This is a genomic window from Nitrospinota bacterium (assembly GCA_016208975.1).
Classification (GTDB): Bacteria; Nitrospinota_A; UBA7883; order UBA7883; family JACRLM01; genus JACQXA01.
In genome coordinates this window covers 545,231-564,446 of the sequence record JACQXA010000004.1, presented here as the reverse complement: position 1 = coordinate 564,446, position 19,216 = coordinate 545,231, and the positions used below count along the sequence as shown (strand labels likewise).

General features: G+C 56.7%; 16 protein-coding genes and 1 tRNA gene. 9 read left to right on the top strand and 8 right to left on the bottom strand.

What is annotated here, in order from left to right:
• The first annotated feature begins 30 nt into the window (after window positions 1-30).
• The 4 genes from glgP (at window position 31) to HY751_06290 (ending at window position 3,987) form a co-directional block, all read left to right on the top strand.
• On the top strand, window positions 31-2,595 hold the full coding sequence (glgP, locus tag HY751_06305; protein ID MBI4666001.1) for an alpha-glucan family phosphorylase: 2,565 nt from the start codon (window positions 31-33) through the stop codon (window positions 2,593-2,595).
• Window positions 2,596-2,622: 27 nt separating this feature from the next.
• Window positions 2,623-3,015 carry a DUF4339 domain-containing protein gene (locus tag HY751_06300; protein MBI4666000.1) on the top strand — a complete coding sequence of 131 codons (393 nt, stop codon included), beginning with the start codon at window positions 2,623-2,625 and terminating at the stop codon, window positions 3,013-3,015.
• 179 nt (window positions 3,016-3,194) lie between these two features.
• Window positions 3,195-3,464, top strand: a complete 270-nt coding sequence (locus tag HY751_06295) for a hypothetical protein (protein ID MBI4665999.1) — start codon at window positions 3,195-3,197, stop codon at window positions 3,462-3,464.
• Between the two features lie 4 nt (window positions 3,465-3,468).
• Entirely contained in the window at window positions 3,469-3,987 is a 519-nt protein-coding gene (locus tag HY751_06290; GenBank protein MBI4665998.1) for a GNAT family N-acetyltransferase, read from the top strand.
• Window positions 3,988-4,010: 23 nt separating this feature from the next.
• Here HY751_06290 and HY751_06285 read toward each other — a convergent pair.
• From HY751_06285 to HY751_06260, 6 genes are all read right to left on the bottom strand, one after another.
• Window positions 4,011-4,100: transfer RNA gene (locus HY751_06285), tRNA-Ser, on the bottom strand.
• Window positions 4,101-4,206: 106 nt separating this feature from the next.
• Entirely contained in the window at window positions 4,207-4,542 is a 336-nt protein-coding gene (locus HY751_06280; protein ID MBI4665997.1) for a PilZ domain-containing protein, read from the bottom strand.
• Between the two features lie 293 nt (window positions 4,543-4,835).
• Entirely contained in the window at window positions 4,836-5,558 is a 723-nt protein-coding gene (gene pyrF / locus HY751_06275; protein MBI4665996.1) for an orotidine-5'-phosphate decarboxylase, read from the bottom strand.
• 7 nt (window positions 5,559-5,565) lie between these two features.
• Window positions 5,566-6,375 carry a twin-arginine translocase subunit TatC gene (gene tatC, locus HY751_06270; GenBank protein ID MBI4665995.1) on the bottom strand — a complete coding sequence of 270 codons (810 nt, stop codon included), beginning with the start codon at window positions 6,373-6,375 and terminating at the stop codon, window positions 5,566-5,568.
• A gap of 1 nt (window position 6,376) precedes the next feature.
• Window positions 6,377-7,201: a DUF72 domain-containing protein gene (locus HY751_06265; GenBank protein MBI4665994.1), complete on the bottom strand. Its 825-nt coding sequence runs from the start codon at window positions 7,199-7,201 to the stop codon at window positions 6,377-6,379.
• 98 nt (window positions 7,202-7,299) lie between these two features.
• Entirely contained in the window at window positions 7,300-7,947 is a 648-nt protein-coding gene (locus HY751_06260) for a histidinol phosphate phosphatase domain-containing protein (GenBank protein MBI4665993.1), read from the bottom strand.
• 520 nt (window positions 7,948-8,467) lie between these two features.
• Here HY751_06260 and HY751_06255 point away from each other — a divergent pair.
• Window positions 8,468-8,845, top strand: coding sequence for a prepilin-type N-terminal cleavage/methylation domain-containing protein (locus HY751_06255; GenBank protein MBI4665992.1), 378 nt, complete (start codon window positions 8,468-8,470; stop codon window positions 8,843-8,845).
• Between the two features lie 62 nt (window positions 8,846-8,907).
• Here the strand turns inward: HY751_06255 and HY751_06250 are convergent, their stop codons facing one another.
• The gene (locus tag HY751_06250; GenBank protein MBI4665991.1) at window positions 8,908-11,235 is read right to left on the bottom strand and encodes a hypothetical protein; all 2,328 of its coding nucleotides are present in this window, start codon (window positions 11,233-11,235) and stop codon (window positions 8,908-8,910) included.
• Window positions 11,236-11,343: 108 nt separating this feature from the next.
• Between HY751_06250 and HY751_06245 the strand changes: the two genes are divergently transcribed.
• Together HY751_06245 and HY751_06240 are read left to right on the top strand one after the other, a co-directional pair.
• Window positions 11,344-13,155, top strand: a complete 1,812-nt coding sequence (locus HY751_06245) for a tetratricopeptide repeat protein (GenBank protein ID MBI4665990.1) — start codon at window positions 11,344-11,346, stop codon at window positions 13,153-13,155.
• Window positions 13,156-13,169: 14 nt separating this feature from the next.
• The gene (locus HY751_06240; protein MBI4665989.1) at window positions 13,170-14,951 is read left to right on the top strand and encodes a tetratricopeptide repeat protein; all 1,782 of its coding nucleotides are present in this window, start codon (window positions 13,170-13,172) and stop codon (window positions 14,949-14,951) included.
• A 38-nt stretch (window positions 14,952-14,989) separates the two neighbouring features.
• Here the strand turns inward: HY751_06240 and glgB are convergent, their stop codons facing one another.
• The gene (gene glgB / locus HY751_06235; protein MBI4665988.1) at window positions 14,990-17,185 is read right to left on the bottom strand and encodes a 1,4-alpha-glucan branching protein GlgB; all 2,196 of its coding nucleotides are present in this window, start codon (window positions 17,183-17,185) and stop codon (window positions 14,990-14,992) included.
• A gap of 444 nt (window positions 17,186-17,629) precedes the next feature.
• Here glgB and HY751_06230 point away from each other — a divergent pair, with 444 nt between their 5' ends.
• Both HY751_06230 and HY751_06225 read left to right on the top strand, forming a co-directional pair.
• Window positions 17,630-18,703: an outer membrane beta-barrel protein gene (locus HY751_06230; protein ID MBI4665987.1), complete on the top strand. Its 1,074-nt coding sequence runs from the start codon at window positions 17,630-17,632 to the stop codon at window positions 18,701-18,703.
• 87 nt (window positions 18,704-18,790) lie between these two features.
• Window positions 18,791-19,129, top strand: a complete 339-nt coding sequence (locus HY751_06225) for a P-II family nitrogen regulator (GenBank protein ID MBI4665986.1) — start codon at window positions 18,791-18,793, stop codon at window positions 19,127-19,129.
• Window positions 19,130-19,216: the final 87 nt, after the last annotated feature.

Sequence of the window (19,216 nt, the reverse complement as noted above, 5' to 3'; positions counted from 1 at the left end):
GAATAACTTTTTTAATCGGAGCTTTGCGTCATGCGGAAAATTCAGGAGTACATGATCCATCCCTCCCTCCCGGAGCGCCTGCGCCCGCTGGAGGGGTTGGCCAAAAACCTTTGGTGGGCGTGGCATCCGGACGCGGTGAACCTGTGGAGCAGGCTGGACCCGAACCTGTGGGTGGAGACGAACCACAATCCGGTGAAGCTTTTGGGGCTAATCAGCCAGTCGCGGCTGGACCAGCTGGCCGAGGATGACGGGTTCACCACCCACATGGACCGGGTGATCTACTCCCTCACCGATTATATGGAGTCCTCCTTCTGGTTCCAGAAGACCCACGCGCCCCGGGTGGGAGACATAAAGATAGCCTACTTTTCCGCCGAATTCGGCGTCAGCGAGTCTCTGCCAATATATTCGGGCGGCCTGGGCATCCTGGCGGGCGACCATTTAAAATCCGCCTCAGACCTGGGCCTGCCGCTGGTGGGGGTGGGGCTGTTGTACCAGCAGGGGTATTTCCAGCAGTATCTGAACATAGACGGCTGGCAACAGGAGCTATACCCGGAGAACGATTTTTATAACATGTCGGTGTTCCCGGAGCGGGACGCCGAGGGAAAAGAAGTGAAGGTGCGCATCCCCTACCCGGGCCGGACCGTTACCGCCCGCGTGTGGCGCGCCCAGGTGGGCAGGACGCCGCTTTTCCTGCTGGACTCCAACATACCCGATAACCGCGACGCGGACAGGGCCATAACCCACCAGCTTTACGGCGGCGACATAAGGGTGCGCATAGAGCAGGAGATAATGCTGGGCATGGGCGGTGTGATGGCCCTCAAGGCCCTCGGGATCAACCCCGCCGTGTACCACATGAACGAGGGGCACTCGGCCTTTCTGGCTTTGGAGCGCATCCGCCTGCTGATGGCGGAGGAGAAAATGACCTTCGACGAGGCGCGGGAAGAGGTGATAACCTCATCGGTGTTCACCACCCACACGCCGGTGCCCGCCGGGAACGACATGTTCCCCGCGCCGCTGATGCAGGAGTATTTCGGCGAGTACGAGCGATCCGTGGGGATAGACCATAAAACCTTCCTGGGCCTGGGCCGGCAAGACCAGGCCAACGATCAGGAGCCTTTCTGCATGACGGTGCTGGCCATCAGGCTTTCCACCTTCACCAACGGCGTTTCGGAGCTTCACAGCGAAACGTCGCGGCAGATGTGGCACGGCATATACAAAGGGCTGGACGGGCACGATGTGCCCATAAAATCCATAACCAACGGCGTGCACATCCGCTCGTGGCTGTCCGACGACATGTGGGGGCTGTTCGACCGCTACCTGGGGCATCACTGGGTGCACGAGCCATCCAACGACACTGTGTGGAAACGGCTCAACGACATACCCGACGCCGAGCTTTGGCGCACCCATGAGCGGCGGCGCGAGCGGCTGGTGGGGTTCGCCCGGGAGCGGCTGAAGGAGCAGTTGGTGAAACGGGGCGCCCCCGTGGGGGAAATCCGCATGGCCGACGAGGCCCTGCGCCCCGACGCCATCACCATAGGGTTCGCCCGCCGGTTCGCCACTTACAAACGCGCCCAGCTGTTGTTTAAGGACTTGAACCGGCTCAAGGCCATCCTGTGCGCCAAAGACAAGCCCGTGCAGTTTGTCATCGCCGGAAAGGCCCACCCCAGGGACAACGAGGGTAAAACCCTGATCAAGGACATTATCCATCTCATCCGCGACGAGGAGCTGAGGAACAGGATAGTTTTCCTGGAGAATTACGACATCAACGTGGCCCGTTACATGGTGCAGGGGGTGGACGTGTGGCTGAACAACCCCAGGAGGCCGCTGGAGGCTTCCGGCACGTCGGGCATGAAAGCCTCGGCCAACGGCGCGCTGAACCTTTCGGTGCTGGACGGCTGGTGGTGCGAGGGTTACGGCACGGACACCGGCTGGGCCATAGGCGGCGGGAAAGAGGCGCGGGACTATCCCAACGAGGCCGAGTGGGACCTTATAGAGTCCAAGGAAATTTACGACCTGCTGGAGAAGGAAGTGGTTCCCCTGTTTTACGACCGGGGCCGGGACGACATGCCCCGGGGCTGGATAAAACTCATGAAATCATCCATGTCCAAGCTGAACATGTTCTTCAACACCAACCGCATGGTGAGGAACTACACCACCAACTTCTACCTGCCATGCGCCATGCGGGCGCAGGCGCTGTCGCAGGATACCAGGAAGCGGTTGAAGGACCTGGCGGCATGGAAGAAGAAGGTGGCCGAAAAATGGTCCGGCGTGGCGGTGGAAGATGTCAAGCAAATGCACTCCGAGGACCTGCGGGTGGGCCAGATGCTGGAGGTTATCGTAACAGTAAGGCTCGGCGGGCTTACCCCGGACAGCCTGAAGGTGGAGATATACTTCGGCTCGCTGGACTCGCGCGACCATTTAAGCCATGGCAAGCCCGCGCCCATGACCTTCGCCACCCAGGAGGGGGACAAGGGGGTGTTCAAAGGCTCCATACCCCTTACGGAAAGCGGCCGTCACGGGTTCTCCATCCGGGTCATGCCCAACCACCCGGACCTGTTCGACAGGATAGAGCCCGGTTACGCCATCTGGAGCTAAGGGCAGGAAAAAGACGGGAGCATTTTAATGGCGCAGTGGCATTACGTAAATGAAAAGGGCGAAAAGGCCGGCCCGGTAACCGAAGAGGAATTAAACGCCCTCAAGGTTTCGGGCGCGGTAACGCCTGTCACCATGGTTTGGGCCGAGGGGATGGCCGAGTGGAAAAGGCTGGGGGAACTCGGCCACATTCCACCCACGCCGCCAGCCCCGAACCCGCCCGCGATGAATCCCCGGCACGATGACCGGCCCGTGAAAGTTTACGTGGCCGACATCAACATGAGCTTCGGCTCCATGGTGGTGTTCATGATCAAATGGGCCTTGGCCTCCATCCCCGCGCTGATAATCCTTTTCATGATAGGGGGGTTCCTGATGGCCATTTTCGGCGGCATGTCCATGGCCCTGATGGGAATGGGGGGATGAGGTGTTGAATTCTACGTTCCTCCAAATTGCCAAATCAGATACAGGAATGCCGGAGACATTATTTCTCCATCGCTGTTAGTAAAATAGCGAGAAGAACAGATGCGTTTGACTTTGCATCCTGTCTTGTGAATAAATATATTTATCTACAAAAATGTAGATAAATATATTGGAGGATCATTATGTCCGGCTCGCGGCAAATATCGGCGATTATTTCGGATGACACGCTCGACGCCTTGGAAGCCTACGTCCGGGGACGTGGTTTAAAGAAGGCCTATTTCATCGAAGAGGCGTTGCTGCATCACCTCCAGGCGCTCCGCGAGATCCCTGAGGAACTGGTGATACCCTCGCGGCTGGTGATTTCCGATGACAGCATGAAACAGGTGGCGGCCAGCCTGTCCGGCGCCCCGAAACCGCCTAAGGCGCTTAAAGAACTGATACGCGGCAAATAGGCGGATGGAGATTCGAAAGCTCGAACCTTCCGACGACCGTTCAGGCTTTTCCTGTGGTGATGGAGACCTTGACCGGTTTTTCAGGAAATACGCCGGGCAGAACCAGTGGCGGCACTACCTGGGTTCAACCTATATAGCCACCCGCGATGGTGTGATTCTCGGTTTCGTTACCGTTTCGGTGGGTGAGCTGACCACCGATAAGATTGCCATCGCAATCCGCAAAAAACTTCCATCCTATCCAATTCCTGTCTTCAGGATAGCCAGGCTTGGGGTGGCTCTCCGGTATCAAAGACAAGGGGTGGGTAGCGCGTTGTTGCGGGCAATGCTTTTGGCCGCCGTGGATCTCCATGAAAAAATAGCCTGCGCCGGGGTGGTGGTGGACGCGAAACCGGAAGCCGCGGCTTTTTATGAAAAACTCGGTTTTGCGCCGCTCAACCTGCAAAGTGGATGGTTGGGCGACCGCCCGCAACCTGCATCCCTTTTTCTTCCGATCGGAACGATTATTCAGGCAATTAAGGGGTGAAGGAGGGGTATTTGCGGTTCAACTGGCGGAGAGGGTGGGATTCGAACCCACGGTACCGTTTCCAGCACACACGCGTTCCAGGCGTGCACCTTCAACCGCTCGGTCACCTCTCCGCAAGGGGGCTATTATAACCTGTCACCGGGCGGGCTGTGAAATTATTTAGCGTTCCGGTTTTGATAAAATTAAGGGCGCTTAAGCTTAACTAAAAAGACCGGCGGGCTAGAAATAATAGGGTACGCCCATGAGGGGATTTACCAATTCCAGGCCGGCCTGGGTTTTGCCGGCGTTCTCTTTCATCCACACCACGTGGGCGTCCAGCCTCTCTTTTCGCGGCGGTGAGCCCACGTAGGCGAAGACTACCACAGTATCCCCCACGCAAAGGGCATGGCTGTCCGGAAAGCTCATTTGCAGGCCGCCTTCGGAATGGTTCTGGATGACCGCCCCGTGGATTATGGAGTAATTGCTCCTGTCCTCCACCATAACATCTACTACCGTTCCGGCGAACTCGTCGCTTCTTCTGTGACGGCGTTTGTCCACATGCCCTGCTGTAGTCATGTTTGCCAAAACCCATTACATGGCGGTTGTAAAGATAATATGGCTGGAAACCGGACTGTATATTTCCCTCTGGTTTTCCATTCTACCCGTTTTCCGGCGGATTGGAAAACAACGTTTTTGGACGGTAGTGTCCCAGTTTGGAAGTACAGGGGAGATTCTTCACTTACGCCCAGAATGACAATATAAAAGCCGCTGATAACATTGTCATCCTGGGCGAAGCGCAAGCGAAGTGAAGGATCTGTCTGTTATTTGGGATTCAAACTGAGACACCACCTTTTGGACAGGCCGGTTTTTTAGAGGGCGGCGGCTATCTCGTCCAGCGTCCTTTGGGCGGCGTCCGCCGGGTGTTGGGCTTTTAGGATTGGGCGGCCTACCACCAGGTAGTCGGAACCGTTGCGGATGGCCCCGAAAGGGGTTTGCGCCCTGGCCTGGTCGTCCCGTTCGGCCCATACAGGGCGCACTCCGGGGGTGACCACAACAAAACCCTCGCCGCAGGCGTCCTTTATCATAGCCACCTCTTCCGGCGATGCCACCACCCCGTCCAGTCCGGAATTTTTCGCCAGACCCGCCAGGTTTTTCACGGCATCCGCCGCCTGGCCGCCGATGCCAATCTCGTTCAAGTCGGGCCCGGTCATGCTGGTGAGGGCGGTGACGGCGATTATAATGGGCCGTTTTAATCCTTTGTCCGCGCAAAAATCCGACACACCGCTAACCGTTTTCGACATCATTCTGGTTCCGCCCATGGAGTGGACATTGAACATGTCCACCCCCAGCTTCGCCGCCGAAACGCCCGCCAGCGAAACGGTGGTGGGTATGTCGTGGAATTTCAGGTCCAGGAAAACCTTGAACCCCATTCCCTTTATCTTTATGACAATGTCAGGGCCGCAGGCGGTGAAAAGCTGACTGCCCACCTTGAACCAGCGCACGATATTTCCCAGGGAATCCACCATCCGCAAAGCCTCGTCGGCTGTGGGAAGGTCTAAAGCCACCATGAGCCGTTCCGCCGGGTCCTTCATGGGGTCATCACTCATTTCCCACGGCTTCCCTGTTTTTTCGCGGGCGCAGGATTTTGGCGGCTATTATCCCCAGCTCGAAAAGGAACATCATCGGCACCGCCATCATAAGTTGCGACACCACGTCCGGCGTGGGGGTGAGGATGGCGGCCACCACGAAGTTGCCCACCACGAAGTAAGACCGTTGTTTTGCGAACCATTCCGGGGTGGTGATGCCAAGCCTTGTCACGAATACGATTACCAGCGGCATCTCGAAAATCAGGCCGAACGCCAGCAGGAACATGAAAACGAAGGATATGTAGTTCCCCACGGAGATCATGGGTTTTAAGCCTTCGCCGCCGTAGGCTATGAGGAACTTCAGGCCGTAAGGCAGTACCACGAAATAGCAGAACGCCGCCCCGGCCGCGAAGAACAGCACGCCGAACACCACGAAAAGCCCCGTGAACCTCCGCTCCGTATCCAGAAGGCCCGGGGCCACAAACTCCCACGTGTGATAGAGGATGACCGGCATGGAAACGATGACCGCCATGTACAAGGCCAGTTTTAAATAAACGAAGAAGGCCTCGGCGGGGGCCAGGAAAACCAGATCAACACCGATGGGTTTTTTTATGAAGAGGAATATCTGGTCGGACACGCCATAAAGCAGGGCAAACGCCACCCCCACGGTGACAAGGCAGTAAATCAGCCGCCAGCGGAACTCTTCCAAATGCGAGGTGAAAGGGAGTTTTTCATCGGGATTGACCCGCCGCACCACCTTCTTGCGCCCATCCGGCGCGCCGGTTTGCCCGCCTTCCGCTTCTTTAGATTTTTCTTCCGTCATCTCAAACCGCCTCTTGCCCCGCGCCCAATAACTCGATCATCATTTTCGCGTTTTTTACCGCAGAACCCCTGAAATGGTTGTTGAAGAAAACCAGCGTCTCGTCCGCCGAGCGGGTGATCCTGGCCATGTCGCCCAGCGTCCCCCTCAACTCCGATTCGGGGTAAAGGTAATCGTACCTCACATTGATGGGCGTGTTGAACCACTTCGGGTTCCTGCCATGGTACCGCACATAGGCAGGGGATGCGGTGACCACCGGCGTGAATGGCACAAGGCCCGGCAGATCCGGCTCGTCCACAACGCAATAGCCCACGTCCAGGCTTTTAAGGGTGTTAAAGACAGACTGGGACACCCATGCGGAGTTGCGGAACTCCACAGTGAGCCGGATGGATTTCAGGCTTTCGGCGACCCACTTTAAATGCTCAACGGCGTCCGCCGTGCGGTTGAATTTCATGGGGAACTGGGCCAGCGCGCATTTCAGCCGCCCGGCCTGGGTTAACGGCTCCACACCTTTCAAGAAAGCCTCGAACGCCCCCTCGTCCCGCAAAAAAGAGCCATCCTCGGCCCTTATCTTGTGGGTCATGGAGGAATGGGCCTTCACCACGAAATAAAAGTCCTCCGGGGTTTCCTTTAGCATGGACTCGAAAACCCTGGGCGAAGGCATGGTGTAATAAGTGAAGTTGAGCTCCACAACTTTAAATCCCAGTTCGTGGGAGTAATAGCGGAGCATGTCCCCCTTTTGGATCCCTTCCGGATACACGGGGCCTATCCAGTCGTCATAGGAGAACCCGGAGGTGCCGATCAATATTGATGATTTTTTCTGTTCCATTAGCGCCATAAAAACTTCATAAGCCTAATAGGATAGCAAGACAGGAGGCCGGAATGGGAAAATAAGCGGGCATTAACGCCAGCCGCCGCCCACGGGCGCTACCGGGTCAGGCGGCTTAAAAGCTTCCGGGAGTTTTCGAACATGGCCCCGGTCTCGTCCTCGCTCATCCCTGCGCCCATGGCCACACTGCGGGCCATCTCAAGCCCCATCAGGTCTTTTGGCGCGTGAGTGTCGGTATTGAACACCAGCGAGGCCCCTGTTTTACGCGCAATGGCCGCCACATGGCCGTTGGTGAAGCTGTGCCCGCCACGGCCGCTGATTTCCAGGGCCACCCCTTTTTCAGCCGCCAAACGCGCCTCTTCTTCGGTTATAAAACCCGGATGGGCCAAAATGTCCACACTGGCCTCTATGGCGGCCCGGTTCGTGCCGGGGGCCACCGGCTCCACTATTGTTTCACCGTGGACGACCACAACGCTGGCCCCAGCCTCGCGGCACAGCCTTACCAGTTTGGCTATCTGCCAGGGCGGGGCGTGGGTTATTTCGGCTCCGGGCAAAACAGTGATCTCCCCTCCGGCCATCTCCCGGCAGAACCGCGCAATCTGCGGGATCACCATATCGAAGTTGGAGTAATCCACATGGTCTGTCAATCCCAGCGCCCGGTAACCGGCGGCCTGGGCCCTGCGGGCCAGCTCTGACGGAACAAGCTCCCCATCGGAAAACAGTGTGTGCGTATGCAGGTCGATCACGGTTATATAACCCTCATGTCATGTCGGATTTAACTATGTTATCACCGGCGCAAAGTTTCTTGAACCAAAGATAAGAGGGTGTACCGCAGTTGATGTCTCCAAGAGGCAGGCTTTTCGGAAAGACTATGACGGACAATTCGGTTTATCGAGTAATGATTGTAATAACAATAAGATAAGCGTATGTGACAATTTGCGGCCCGTTGGACAGATGTCCAGAACAGTTCCAATCTTTTGAAAAATATTGGGTATGGCGGGGCGGTTTTCGGTGAAAACCCTTGGTGACAAAAATCGTCACTCTTTGTCAATTAGTGTAATAGCCAGAGTGGAGAGCGGGGCAGAAGTATTTGGGTTAACATATGTAGCATGTCTTGAAAAACAAGGGCATATCAATATAAATCCGCATTAACCCAATATGGCACAGGCATTGTAACTATGGTTTGGCAGGGAGCATCCCGTGGGGGTCACGGGGAACCCGGATGAAATACGCAAAAGTATTGGAGGAAACAACATGTTGCGCTCTATCCAGAAAAAAGAAGGCTTCACACTGGTGGAACTTCTGATCGTCGTCGCGATCATCGGCATTTTGGCCGCCATCGCCATACCGCAATTCGCGGCCTATCGCGCGAAATCCTATTGTTCCGCTGTTAAGTCCGACCTGGCCAACCTGGCCATAGCCGAAGAGGCCTACTTCACCGATAACAACGCCTACACCACCGACCCCGCCACCCTTGTCGGTTTCACCTACACGAACACCGGCGGCACCCTGGTGACCGGCGCTGTCTCCTTGATCGGCATCAGCGGCTTCTCGTCCACGGCTACCCATGCCAACTGTGACGCGAACAACGACGGCACGGCGGATGTCTTCACTTGGGACTCCACTGCTGGCGGTATGCAGTAAAAACCGGGATTACATCCTGGGCTTGGAATGGCGTCCGGCTTTGCGGCCGGGCGCCGTTTTTTTTATAGCCTGATTTCCACCAGCCCGCCATCCACCACATCTTTTTCACGGATGTGGATGTTAGCCGAAAACCCCTGGCCGCATGTAATGACGTAACCGGCGGTATGGCCGTACTCGGGCCGTTCGGAGGAATAGGGGAGAAGAAAGCTCAACCGTCCATCCTCACCGGCCATGGCTGTATCCGTATAAATCCGTTCCCGTCCTGCGCTGGAAACAAACTTGTAGGTGATGGAGCATGAGCCACCTTTTTTAACCCCTGCCACCGATAGCCTTGCGCCTTTCACGAACTCATAAAGTTTCAGGCTGGTCTCATCCCTATCGTCGTATGGGCTGTCGGCGATGAGGCGGAAGCGGGACAGGGCCGGAATGTCCAGCGAATTCCCGCGCCGGTTTTTCAGGTTAACATGGGAGCCGCCGAGCCGCGACAGGCGGAAATAGGGCGTTCTTATCAGCGCGGGCTCCATGGCCAAAGTTGACCCTGACAGCGCGACCCTTTCGCTGTAATAATTCCGGACGGGAACGCCTCTTAACGTGGCGGCGGATTCTATGGCGCCCATGGCGAAATCCGACACTACATATTTAACGTTCCGGCGTTCCAGTATCCTGGCCGCATCTCCGTCGTTTTCCGCGAAATAAAAACCCGCCCAGTCGCGGTATGAATCCCACCCGGTGTGGGAGCCGAAATTGTCGCTGACCGGCGGCAGGCCCATAATGTACCGGACCTTATGGCCGATACCCCATTGGAGCATCACGCCGGGCAGGGCTTTCATCGAGTCCCCAGGCCCGCTGGTGATCTTCAAGGTTTTGCGGAAACCGGTGAACGCTTCATGGAGCCTGTAATCATAGTCCGTGGAAGGCGCGGGGGCCGTCTTGGCGTCATGGGTGAACACCGCCAGCAACCGCCCCGGGTTTTGGGCGTATGCGGCGTAATAGGGGCATAACATGACGATGGCCAAAGCTACGGGGATGGAAAGAGCCATGGCTCTGGGGGTGGGGATTTTCGTCCGGGCAAAATCGTGAAGCTCGAAAAGGAACCAGGCCGACATCACCGCCAGCGCCGGGGCAAAAGCTTCACCGAACCGGGTTTGTTTCATCGCCAGCATGAACATCACGCCCGCCCATATCAGGATGAACAGTTTGTTGGCGTCTTTAAACCCTTCCCCGGCCCAACGGTACAGCATCAATGCGTACATGGCCGGGAATAAAACCAGAAACCCCGTTAGCCACCGGATGGCTTCCGGCAAATCCGCCGCCAGCCCGCCCGCGAACATGGCGCGGGATTCCCGCACGGAGGCCATGAACCTGTCGGCGGTAAAAACCCAATCCAATCCCGTCCACATAGATGCGGCTACTGGAACCAACGCGGCCACAATAAACATCGCCAGCATGGCGCGGATGGCTATATTGGATTTCCGGTTACGCGACTGTCCGGAGACCGCGCCCATATGGGAAAGAAACGCAAAAGCGCCAAAAGCGCCCAACGCGGCCACGTGGAAATAGGAGATGGTGACGGCGGAGAAGGGCGCGGCACCATGGGCCACAGTTTTAGCGGCGAACGGGATTATCATCGCCGCCGCGGCCAGGTGGGAGCCGGAGGCCGTCAATGCGGTTCCGTACCGTCCATCGCGGTGCTCCACCATAATGAGAGCCCCCAGGAAAATGTCGAGGATCACCGCATATATGGTGAACCCGTTCCATGTTAGAAACCCCGCCGCAAGCGTGGCGGCGCAAGCCGTGCCCCATAAGATTTTCCGGTTGACCGGCTCTTCCGCCTCTCCGCCGGCGCCGAATGCGCGGCCAGCGCGCAGGAACAGGAAGAACATGAGCGTTTGAATGAAAGTGACCGCCGAATGGTGATCCACGAAACCGATCCGGGAATACCATATGTGGGCTGGAACAAGGGTTACCAGAAAAGCGGCCGCCAGCGCTTTGCGGCTGTCTCGCAAGGTTTCCCGCGCAAGAAGAAACACGGGGATGCTTGTGAGCGCTCCGATTACAGGAGATATGTAAGCGGAAACCGATTCCACCATCACGGCGTCCTGCGCGCCGTAACCAAGAATCAGGCTCACCGACGCCACGAAAAAATCGAACATCGGCGGCCATATGATGGGAGCTCCTTTGGGGAAGTTGAGCGCCGCGTCGAAATAGGGGACGTTGGGGTAATCCGACAGGATCATGAAGACCCGGCGCATGTGGTAGTAGGGGTCGAACTCCTGGAATATCACCGCCGAGCCTACGAAGGTTTTCGCGATATCCACCGAGCGCAGGGCGAACCCCGCAAAAGCGGCGGCGGCAAGGCCAATAAGAGCCATAACGGATCGGTATGCCATTTATTCCCGGTTTCGGTTTCCGGGATTATATCAAACAGCCTGTTTGAAGCTTGGTTGAGCCCATAGAACCGGTTTTATTTGGGGCACTCGCGGGTTAATATACTTTCCATGACAGACGACACCCGCAAATTTCCCGCCGCCAGAACTTGCATGGAGCTTGCCGCCATTGCGTTTGCGGCGTTCACCTGCTACGCGGGAACGTTCCATTACCCTTTCGTTTTCGATGACTACCTGATGTTCGTGAAGGAAGACACATCCTTCTACCTCAAAGACGCCGCCGCGGTGTGGGCGTTCAACCCTAGCCGGTTCATTAATTTTTATTCGCTGGCCATAAATTACTGGATCGGCGGGAAAGACACATTCGGCTATCATCTGGTGAATTTCGCCATACATGTAGCCTGTGCGCTGGCGGTGTACTGGATTACCGCCATGCTGGCCAAACGGTATGGCGGCGGGCTGGCGCGCCGGTGGCTCCCGCTGTTCGTGGCGCTGATATTCGCGGCGCACCCCATACAGCCCCAGGCCGTAACATACATCTGGCAGAGGGCCACGGCCCTGTCGGCCATGTTTTACCTTGGCGCCATTGGGCTTTATTTAAAGTCGGCCATGATGAAGGTGGAACGCCCCGGCGGCTATTGGAAGGCCGTTTTGGCCCTTTCGGCGGTCACGGCCACCGCGGCCATGTTCACAAAACAAGTTTGCGTCACCCTCCCGGCGGCCATAGTTATCGCGGATTATTTTTTCGTGTCCGGCTCATGGCGCGCCCTGCGGGAGGCTTTGCCAAGATTGGCCCTGTTCATCCCGGCGTTCGCGGTTATCCCGTTGTTCACGGCGCTGGGGTTAAGCCAGGAATCCCGGGACATCGTGACCCGCGCCGGGAGGATAATTTCCAGGCACGATTATTTCCTGACCCAGATTAACGTGGTGGGCACATATATCCGCCTGCTTTTCTATCCCGCCGGGCAGAACCTGGATTACGACTATCCCGTGGCGCGGTCTCTGGCGGATTGCTGGATGTCTCTGGCGTTCCTGCTGACTCTGGCGGGTCTGGCGTATTACCTTCGCAACCGGAACAGGATAGCCTCCTTCGGCATCGTGTTCTTCTTTCTGGGCCTGTCGGTGGAATCGTCCATATTCCCCCTGGAAGATGTGATTTTCGAACACCGGGTTTACCTGCCATCCTTCGGGATGATTCTGGCGTTTGGCGCCATGGCGTTTCAGGGTTTGGAGAAACTGGTGTTCGGCGCCGGGACAAAAAAGTGGGCGGCGGTAGCGATAATTCTGGCGGCCGTATTGCCCCTGTCCTTGGCCACGCGCTTGAGAAACGAGGTTTGGAAAGATCACGGAACCATCTGGCGTGACGTGGTGGCCAAATCACCAAACAAGGTGCGGGGGTATCACCAGCTGGGGTTGATGGCCGTGGCCGAAGGGAGGCTCGCCGACGCGGAGCAGTGGTACCGGCTGGCGGTTAACACAAAATCCTCGGCCTTCGCCCGGATGGAATTGGGTGGGGTGTTGGAGAAAAGCGGACGGCCCGGTGAAGCCCTGGCCGAATACCGGCGGGCGGTGGAACTGGAGCCCTCCATGGTGCGGGGGCACATAGCCATCGGCGACCATTACATGAAAACGGGGGATTTCGAAAAAGCCGCCAGGGCGTTCATAAACGCCGTAAACGCGAACCCGGAGCTTATCACCCCGCGGTTAAGGCTGGGCGGGGCGCTGGCGCAGGGAGGCTGGAGCGGCGACGCCATCCGCGCATACAGGAGCGTAATCAAGATAGCCCCATATAACCTTGAGGCCAATGAGAAACTGGCGGAGGTGTATAAGGCTACCGGGGAACAGGAGCTGTCGGAAATTTTCCAATGCCGCGTCCGTTCGGCCAAATCCTACAAAACCAAGGGCGGGAAACTGGACGCGTAATGGACAGTATGTTTATGCCTGTTAGCCGAATATGGCGCCCCGCCCTTGTTGTCGGCTCCGTGCTGGCCTGTTACCAGGGGGTTTACCATTTCCCGTTCCAGTTTGACGACAATGTGTTCATCGTCACAAACCGCGCGGTTACTTCCTCGTTGGATATCGGCGCCGTATGGGCTAACAATCCGGCCCGGTTCTTAACCTTTTTGAGCCTGGCGATAAACCATCAACTCGGCGGGCTGGATGTGTCCGGATACCATGTGTTCAACGTGGCCATCCACGTTATTAACAGTTTGCTGGTACTGTGGCTGGCTGGATTGATCCGCGACATGAATAATCGCGGCGCATCCAGGTTTGACTGGCCGCTGGCCACGACCCTGGTGTTCGCCGTCCATCCGTTGCAGACCCAGGCCGTTACCTATATATGGCAGAGGAACACCTCCCTGGCGGCCATGTTTTACATCCTTTCATTGGGGCTTTATTTGACCTCCGCCAGAGCCGGGGCGGATTCCCCGAAAGCCGCAAAACGGTGGCTTGCGGCGTCGCTTGTTTCCGCCGTGGCGGCCATGTTCACAAAACAGTTTTCGGTCACCCTTCCGCTGGCTATCGTGGCGGCGGATTATTTTTTCGTTAGCGGGTCTCTGGCCAAACTGAAGGAACGGGCTTCGCGGCTGGCGCTGTTTATACCGGTCTTCCTTGTCATCCCCATCCTCACGGCGTTGAACATGAACGAGGAGGTTTTACACATCGGCATGAGGGCCAGGAACATGGCCACGCCGGGTGAATACCTGCTGACGCAGTTCAACGTGATAGCCATGTACCTCCGGTTGTTGGTTCTCCCCATAAACCAGAACCTGGATTATGAAATTCCCCTGGCCCGGGCGCTTGCGGATTGCTGGCCTTCGCTGATATTGCTGATGACCATCGCAGGCGCCGGGCTTGCGGTTATCCGGCGGAACAGGCCCGCGGCGTTCGGCGTGTTCTTCTTCTTTCTGGCGCTTTCGGTGGAGTCATCCTTCTTCCCGCTGGAAGATATGGCGTTCGAACACCGGATGTACCTTCCCATGGCGGGCGTTTTGATGGCGGTTTTTTCCGTAACGGCTCAAGGGCTGGGCGCACTGTCTGAAAAAGCGGGCGGAAAGTTTGTTAACTTTGGGGCCACGGCCGCGCTTGTTGTGATTACGGTTGCGTTGGGCGCGGCCACGATCCAGAGGAACCAGGTATGGCGGACGGAAGATAGCCTGTGGAAGGATGTAATCGGAAAATCGCCCGGCAAGGCCCGGGGCTATGTGAACTTGGGGGTGTCGCTGTTGCGGAACGGAAAAACCGCCGAGGCCAAAAAACTGTTTGAGAAGGCCGTGGCGCTCCAGCCGGAATACCCCTACGGCCATTTCAACCTGGGGGTGGCCTGGCAGGTTGAAGGGGGCCACGACCAGGCCATTGAGGCGCTTCGCCGCGCCGTTGGCGTGGACCCGAACATGGCCGAGGCCCATCTTGCCCTGGCCAACAGCTTTTTCAGGAAAAACCTCTACATGGCCGCCGGGCCTCACTACGTGGCGGCGCTGAACCTCAGGCGCGACCTCACCGAAGCGTACATAAACCTGGGCTCCGTTTATTTAAGCCTGCGCCGCCCGGCGGACGCCATAAAAGTTTACGAGTCGCTGATAAGACGTGAGCCCGGCAACGCCGAGGGTGTTTATAACCTCGGTGTGGCCCGGTTGATGAAAGGGGACAAGGCCGAAGGAATGGCTTTAATCGAACAAGCCCGGCTCATGGGCTTTGCGGTTCCGGGTGGCAAATAAAAACGCGGGGCGCAGGTTATAAGCGCCCCGCGTTTAATCTAACCCCTCTTGGGCCGGAACATCACCATGGATAGAGGCGGCAGGGTGATATTTATGGAAGCGGGTTTGCCGCCCCATGGGATTGGATCCGCCCATACCCCGCCGAAATTGCCCAGGTTGGAACCGTAGTAAACCTCGGAATCGGAATTCAGCGCCTCCTCGTAGAACACCTGTTCGGGCACGCCTATGCGGTAATCCCACCGGGGCACGGGGGTGAAGTTGAAAGCGAATATGGTATGTTCACGCCAGTCTTTCGCCTTGCGCATGAAAGAGACGATGGAGGATTCCCAGTCGTGGAAATCTATCCACTCGAACCCTTCGTTGGAGAAATCCACCTCCCACATGCTTCGTTCGTTTATATAGATGTTTCCAAGATCGGCCATGAATTTTTGCAGACGGGCGTGGGGGGCGTACTGGAGCAGATGCCAGTCCACACTCTTGTCATGGTCCCACTCGCTCCACTGGCCGATGTCTCCACCCTGGAAGATAAGTTTCTTTCCCGGCTGGGCGTACATGTAACCGAATAACAGCCGCATGTTGGCGAACTTCTGCCACAGGTCGCCGGGCATCTTGCCAATCAGCGAATTTTTGCCGTGCACCACCTCGTCGTGGCTCAGCGGTAACATGAAGTTTTCGTGGAAGGCGTAGAGCATGGCGAAGGTAAGGTTGCTGTGGTGATATTTGCGGTGGATCGGCTCTTTGCTGAAATACTCCAGAATGTCGTGCATCCAGCCCATGTTCCATTTCATGGTGAACCCAAGCCCCCCCAGGTACACCGGGCGGGACACCCCGGCCCACGCCGTGGACTCCTCGGCGATGCTCACCGAGCCGGGGAACTTGTCGTGGATGAGCGCGTTCATCTTCTTCAGGAACTCAATGGCCTCGATGTTTTCCTTGCCGCCATACGGGTTGGCCACCCATTCGCCATGCTTTTTCGAATAGTCCAGGTAGAGCATGGAGGCCACCGCGTCCACCCGGATGCCGTCCAGATGGAAATATTCCATCCAGAAAAGCACCGACGAAAGCAGGAAGTTGGCCACCTCCGGCCTGCCGTAGTTATAGATTAGCGTCCCCCAGTCCAGATGCTCTCCCTTGCGCCAGTCTTCATGCTCGTACAGCGCGGTGCCGTCGAACCTGCGGAGGCCGAAATCGTCTTTGGGGAAATGGGCCGGAACCCAGTCCATGATTATGCCGATACCGTGGTTGTGGAAAAAATCCACGAAAAACTTGAAGTCGTCCGGTGCGCCGAACCGCGAGGTGGGGGCGAAATAGCCGGTCACCTGATAACCCCAGGATGCGTCGAACGGATGCTCGCTGAGGGGCATAAGCTCTATGTGGGTGAACCCCTGCCTCTTGCAGTATTCCACCATTAATGGCGCCAGTTCCCGGTATGACAGCCACGCTGATCCGTCCAGGCTTTTGGCCCAGGAGCCCAGATGCGCCTCATAAACGGCCATGGGGCGCTCAAGGACGTTGGCCATGCCCCGTTGCGCTATCCATTCGGCGTCGTCCCATTGATATTCCTCGTGGTTCCACACCTGGCTTGCGGTTTTGGGCCTAAGCTCCGAGGCGTATGCGTATGGGTCGGACTTCAGGAAAACGTCTCCATTCTGGGATTTCAGCTCGAACTTGTACACGGCGCCCGCCCCGACACCGGGAATGAAAATCTCCCACACCCCGGAACTGCCAAGGATGCGCATGGGGTTGCGCCGACCGTCCCACTCGTTAAAATCCCCAACCACCGACACCCGGCGGGCGTTGGGGGCCCATACGGCGAACCGCGTCCCCGGAACGCCGTCCACCGAAATGATGTGGGCGCCCAGCTTCTTGTGGATCTCGTAATGGTTGCCTTCGTTGAAGAGGTAAAGGTCCATCTCCCCCAACTGTGGCAGGAAACTGTAGGGGTCGCGGTTGATGGTATGCTCGCCACGGTGGTTGACCTTGTGCAGGTCGTAGGCGAAGATTTTGCGGCCCGGGATGAATACCTCGAAAAATCCCTCCAGGTCCAACCGCTCCATAATATAGCGGCTCTCACGCTTATAGATGTCCACCACCGCTATTTCCGCCACCGCCGGGTCGAAGGCCCGGACAACCACCCCCTCGGGCGACTCGTGTATCCCCAATACGTTGTAAGGGTCATGGTGATCAGCATGGATGATTCTGTCTATCTCATGCTTGGGAGTCGGCCAGCTCATGTATTCACCGCTTTGAGTTATTTAGGGTTAATGTTACCTTCCGGAAGAGGTATAAGGCAAGCGCGCAGGCGTTAATAATTCCAGGGCTTCTCCTGGTTTTGGCTTTAGAGCAAGTTTATGGCGGTTTTGACCAGTAATCGTGCGATTCACGGTTAACTTTTTAAGCCCTTCCGGATAAGCGTAAAAAATAGGCGCCAAAGGGATTTTGCGCTGAAAATGTACGCTTTATAACAAGGGCGGCTGTGCGCTGTTCCGCTCGATAACAAGCTGTATCTATTTGTAAATATGGGTAAAGTGGCAAAGTTAAGTATTTTGAGCTTATCTGGTATTGCCTTTGCTTTATTGGGAAGCGTAAAGTCGCGTTGATATGGCTGATGCGTATGGGTATTGGCGAATCTTTTTAAAATATCGCGATTCCAGGCCAACTACATAAGAGGAGGTTACATGAAAAGGGTTGTTAAAGGATTGGCGGCGCTACTGCTTGGTTTTGGGCTTACCACACCCGCTCAAGCTTATGATGTGGCAGAAGGTTTTAAGATCTCCGGTTTTGTGGATGTGGACTATGACTATCAAGACAGGTCGCAATTGTCCACTTTCACCATGGAAGAGGCGGAAATTGACATCGAGAAGTCAATCAAGGACGTTGGCGGCCTGAGGGTGGACCTGAACTACCGCTCCACCGACAGGATGACCGCCGTGAGCGCCTCGGAGACGGAAACCACGGCCACCGTGCCTGGCCTTGCCGATATCACCGCCGAGCAAGCGTTCATTTACGCCAACCTGCCGGCCGGTTTGAAACTGACTGTGGGTAAGTTCAACGCCCCCATAGGCTTTGAGCTGGTGGACCCCAACCAGATGTTCCAATACTCCCACGCCATGGTGTTCATATACGGCCTGCCGACCAACCTTACCGGAGCCATGGTTTCTGGAGCTTCGGGCATGGTGGATTTTTCGGTGTACGGCGTGAACGGTTGGGATAAAATCTCCGACGACAACAAGGATAAGACCATAGGCGGCCGGTTGGGCCTGACCCCGGTTGAGGGTGTCAACGTTGGCCTTTCCTATATAACCGGCAAGGAAGGAAGCGATGCGGATGGGGCTTCGCCAAATAACCTCAGCGCTTTCGACATAGACTCCACGATTACGGCTATTCCGGGATTGACCATAGGGCTGGAATACAACTCCGGCAAATACGAGAAACAATCCGTTGTGAACCCCGGCAAGGACGCCGATTGGGCGGGGTACCTGGTGATGGCCAACTACGCGGTTACCGAAAAAATCGGCCTTACTTTGAGGTATGATTCTTTCGACGACAAGGAAGGCGCCAGGTTCGGCTCCGGCGTTAAGGAAAAGCGGGACGCGTTTACCATAGCGCCCATCTATACGATAGCCCCCGGCTTCGTAGCCAGGGCCGAGTATAGGTACACCAAGTCAGACCAGAAAGTGTTTGTAGACAAGGATGGCGCATCCAACGACAGTGTTACCGACATTGCGGTGGATTTCGTGTATTCCTTCTGACGGCGGGGCATGAAGTTCCGGTTGGCCGCCCGTTCCATGACGGGTGGCCGCCGGATAAAGGTAACAAGCTAAGACAGGATGGGAACAATGAAAAAGATAGAGGCCATAATAAAGCCCTTCAAGCTTGAGGAGGTCAAGGAATCCCTCACCTCCATAGGCGCCCAGGGGCTCACCGTCACCGAGGTGAAGGGGTTTGGCAGGCAAAAGGGCCACACCGAGCTTTACCGCGGGGCCGAGTACGTGGTGGACTTCCTCCCCAAAATAAAGGTGGAAGTGGTCATAGACGACAGCATGGTGGAAACCGCCATCGAAAAGATCATAGCCGCCGCGTCCATGGGAAAAATAGGCGACGGGAAGATCTTCGTAAGCCCCGTGGAGGAGGTCATCCGCATCCGCACCGGCGAGCGCGGTGTGGAGGCCATCTAAACGGGGAAACGGCCCCGGAAAACCCAAAACGTTTCGCCCTCGCTTCCGCCGGTTTGCGTGTTATACTTGCAGGCCGGTGGCTCGGGG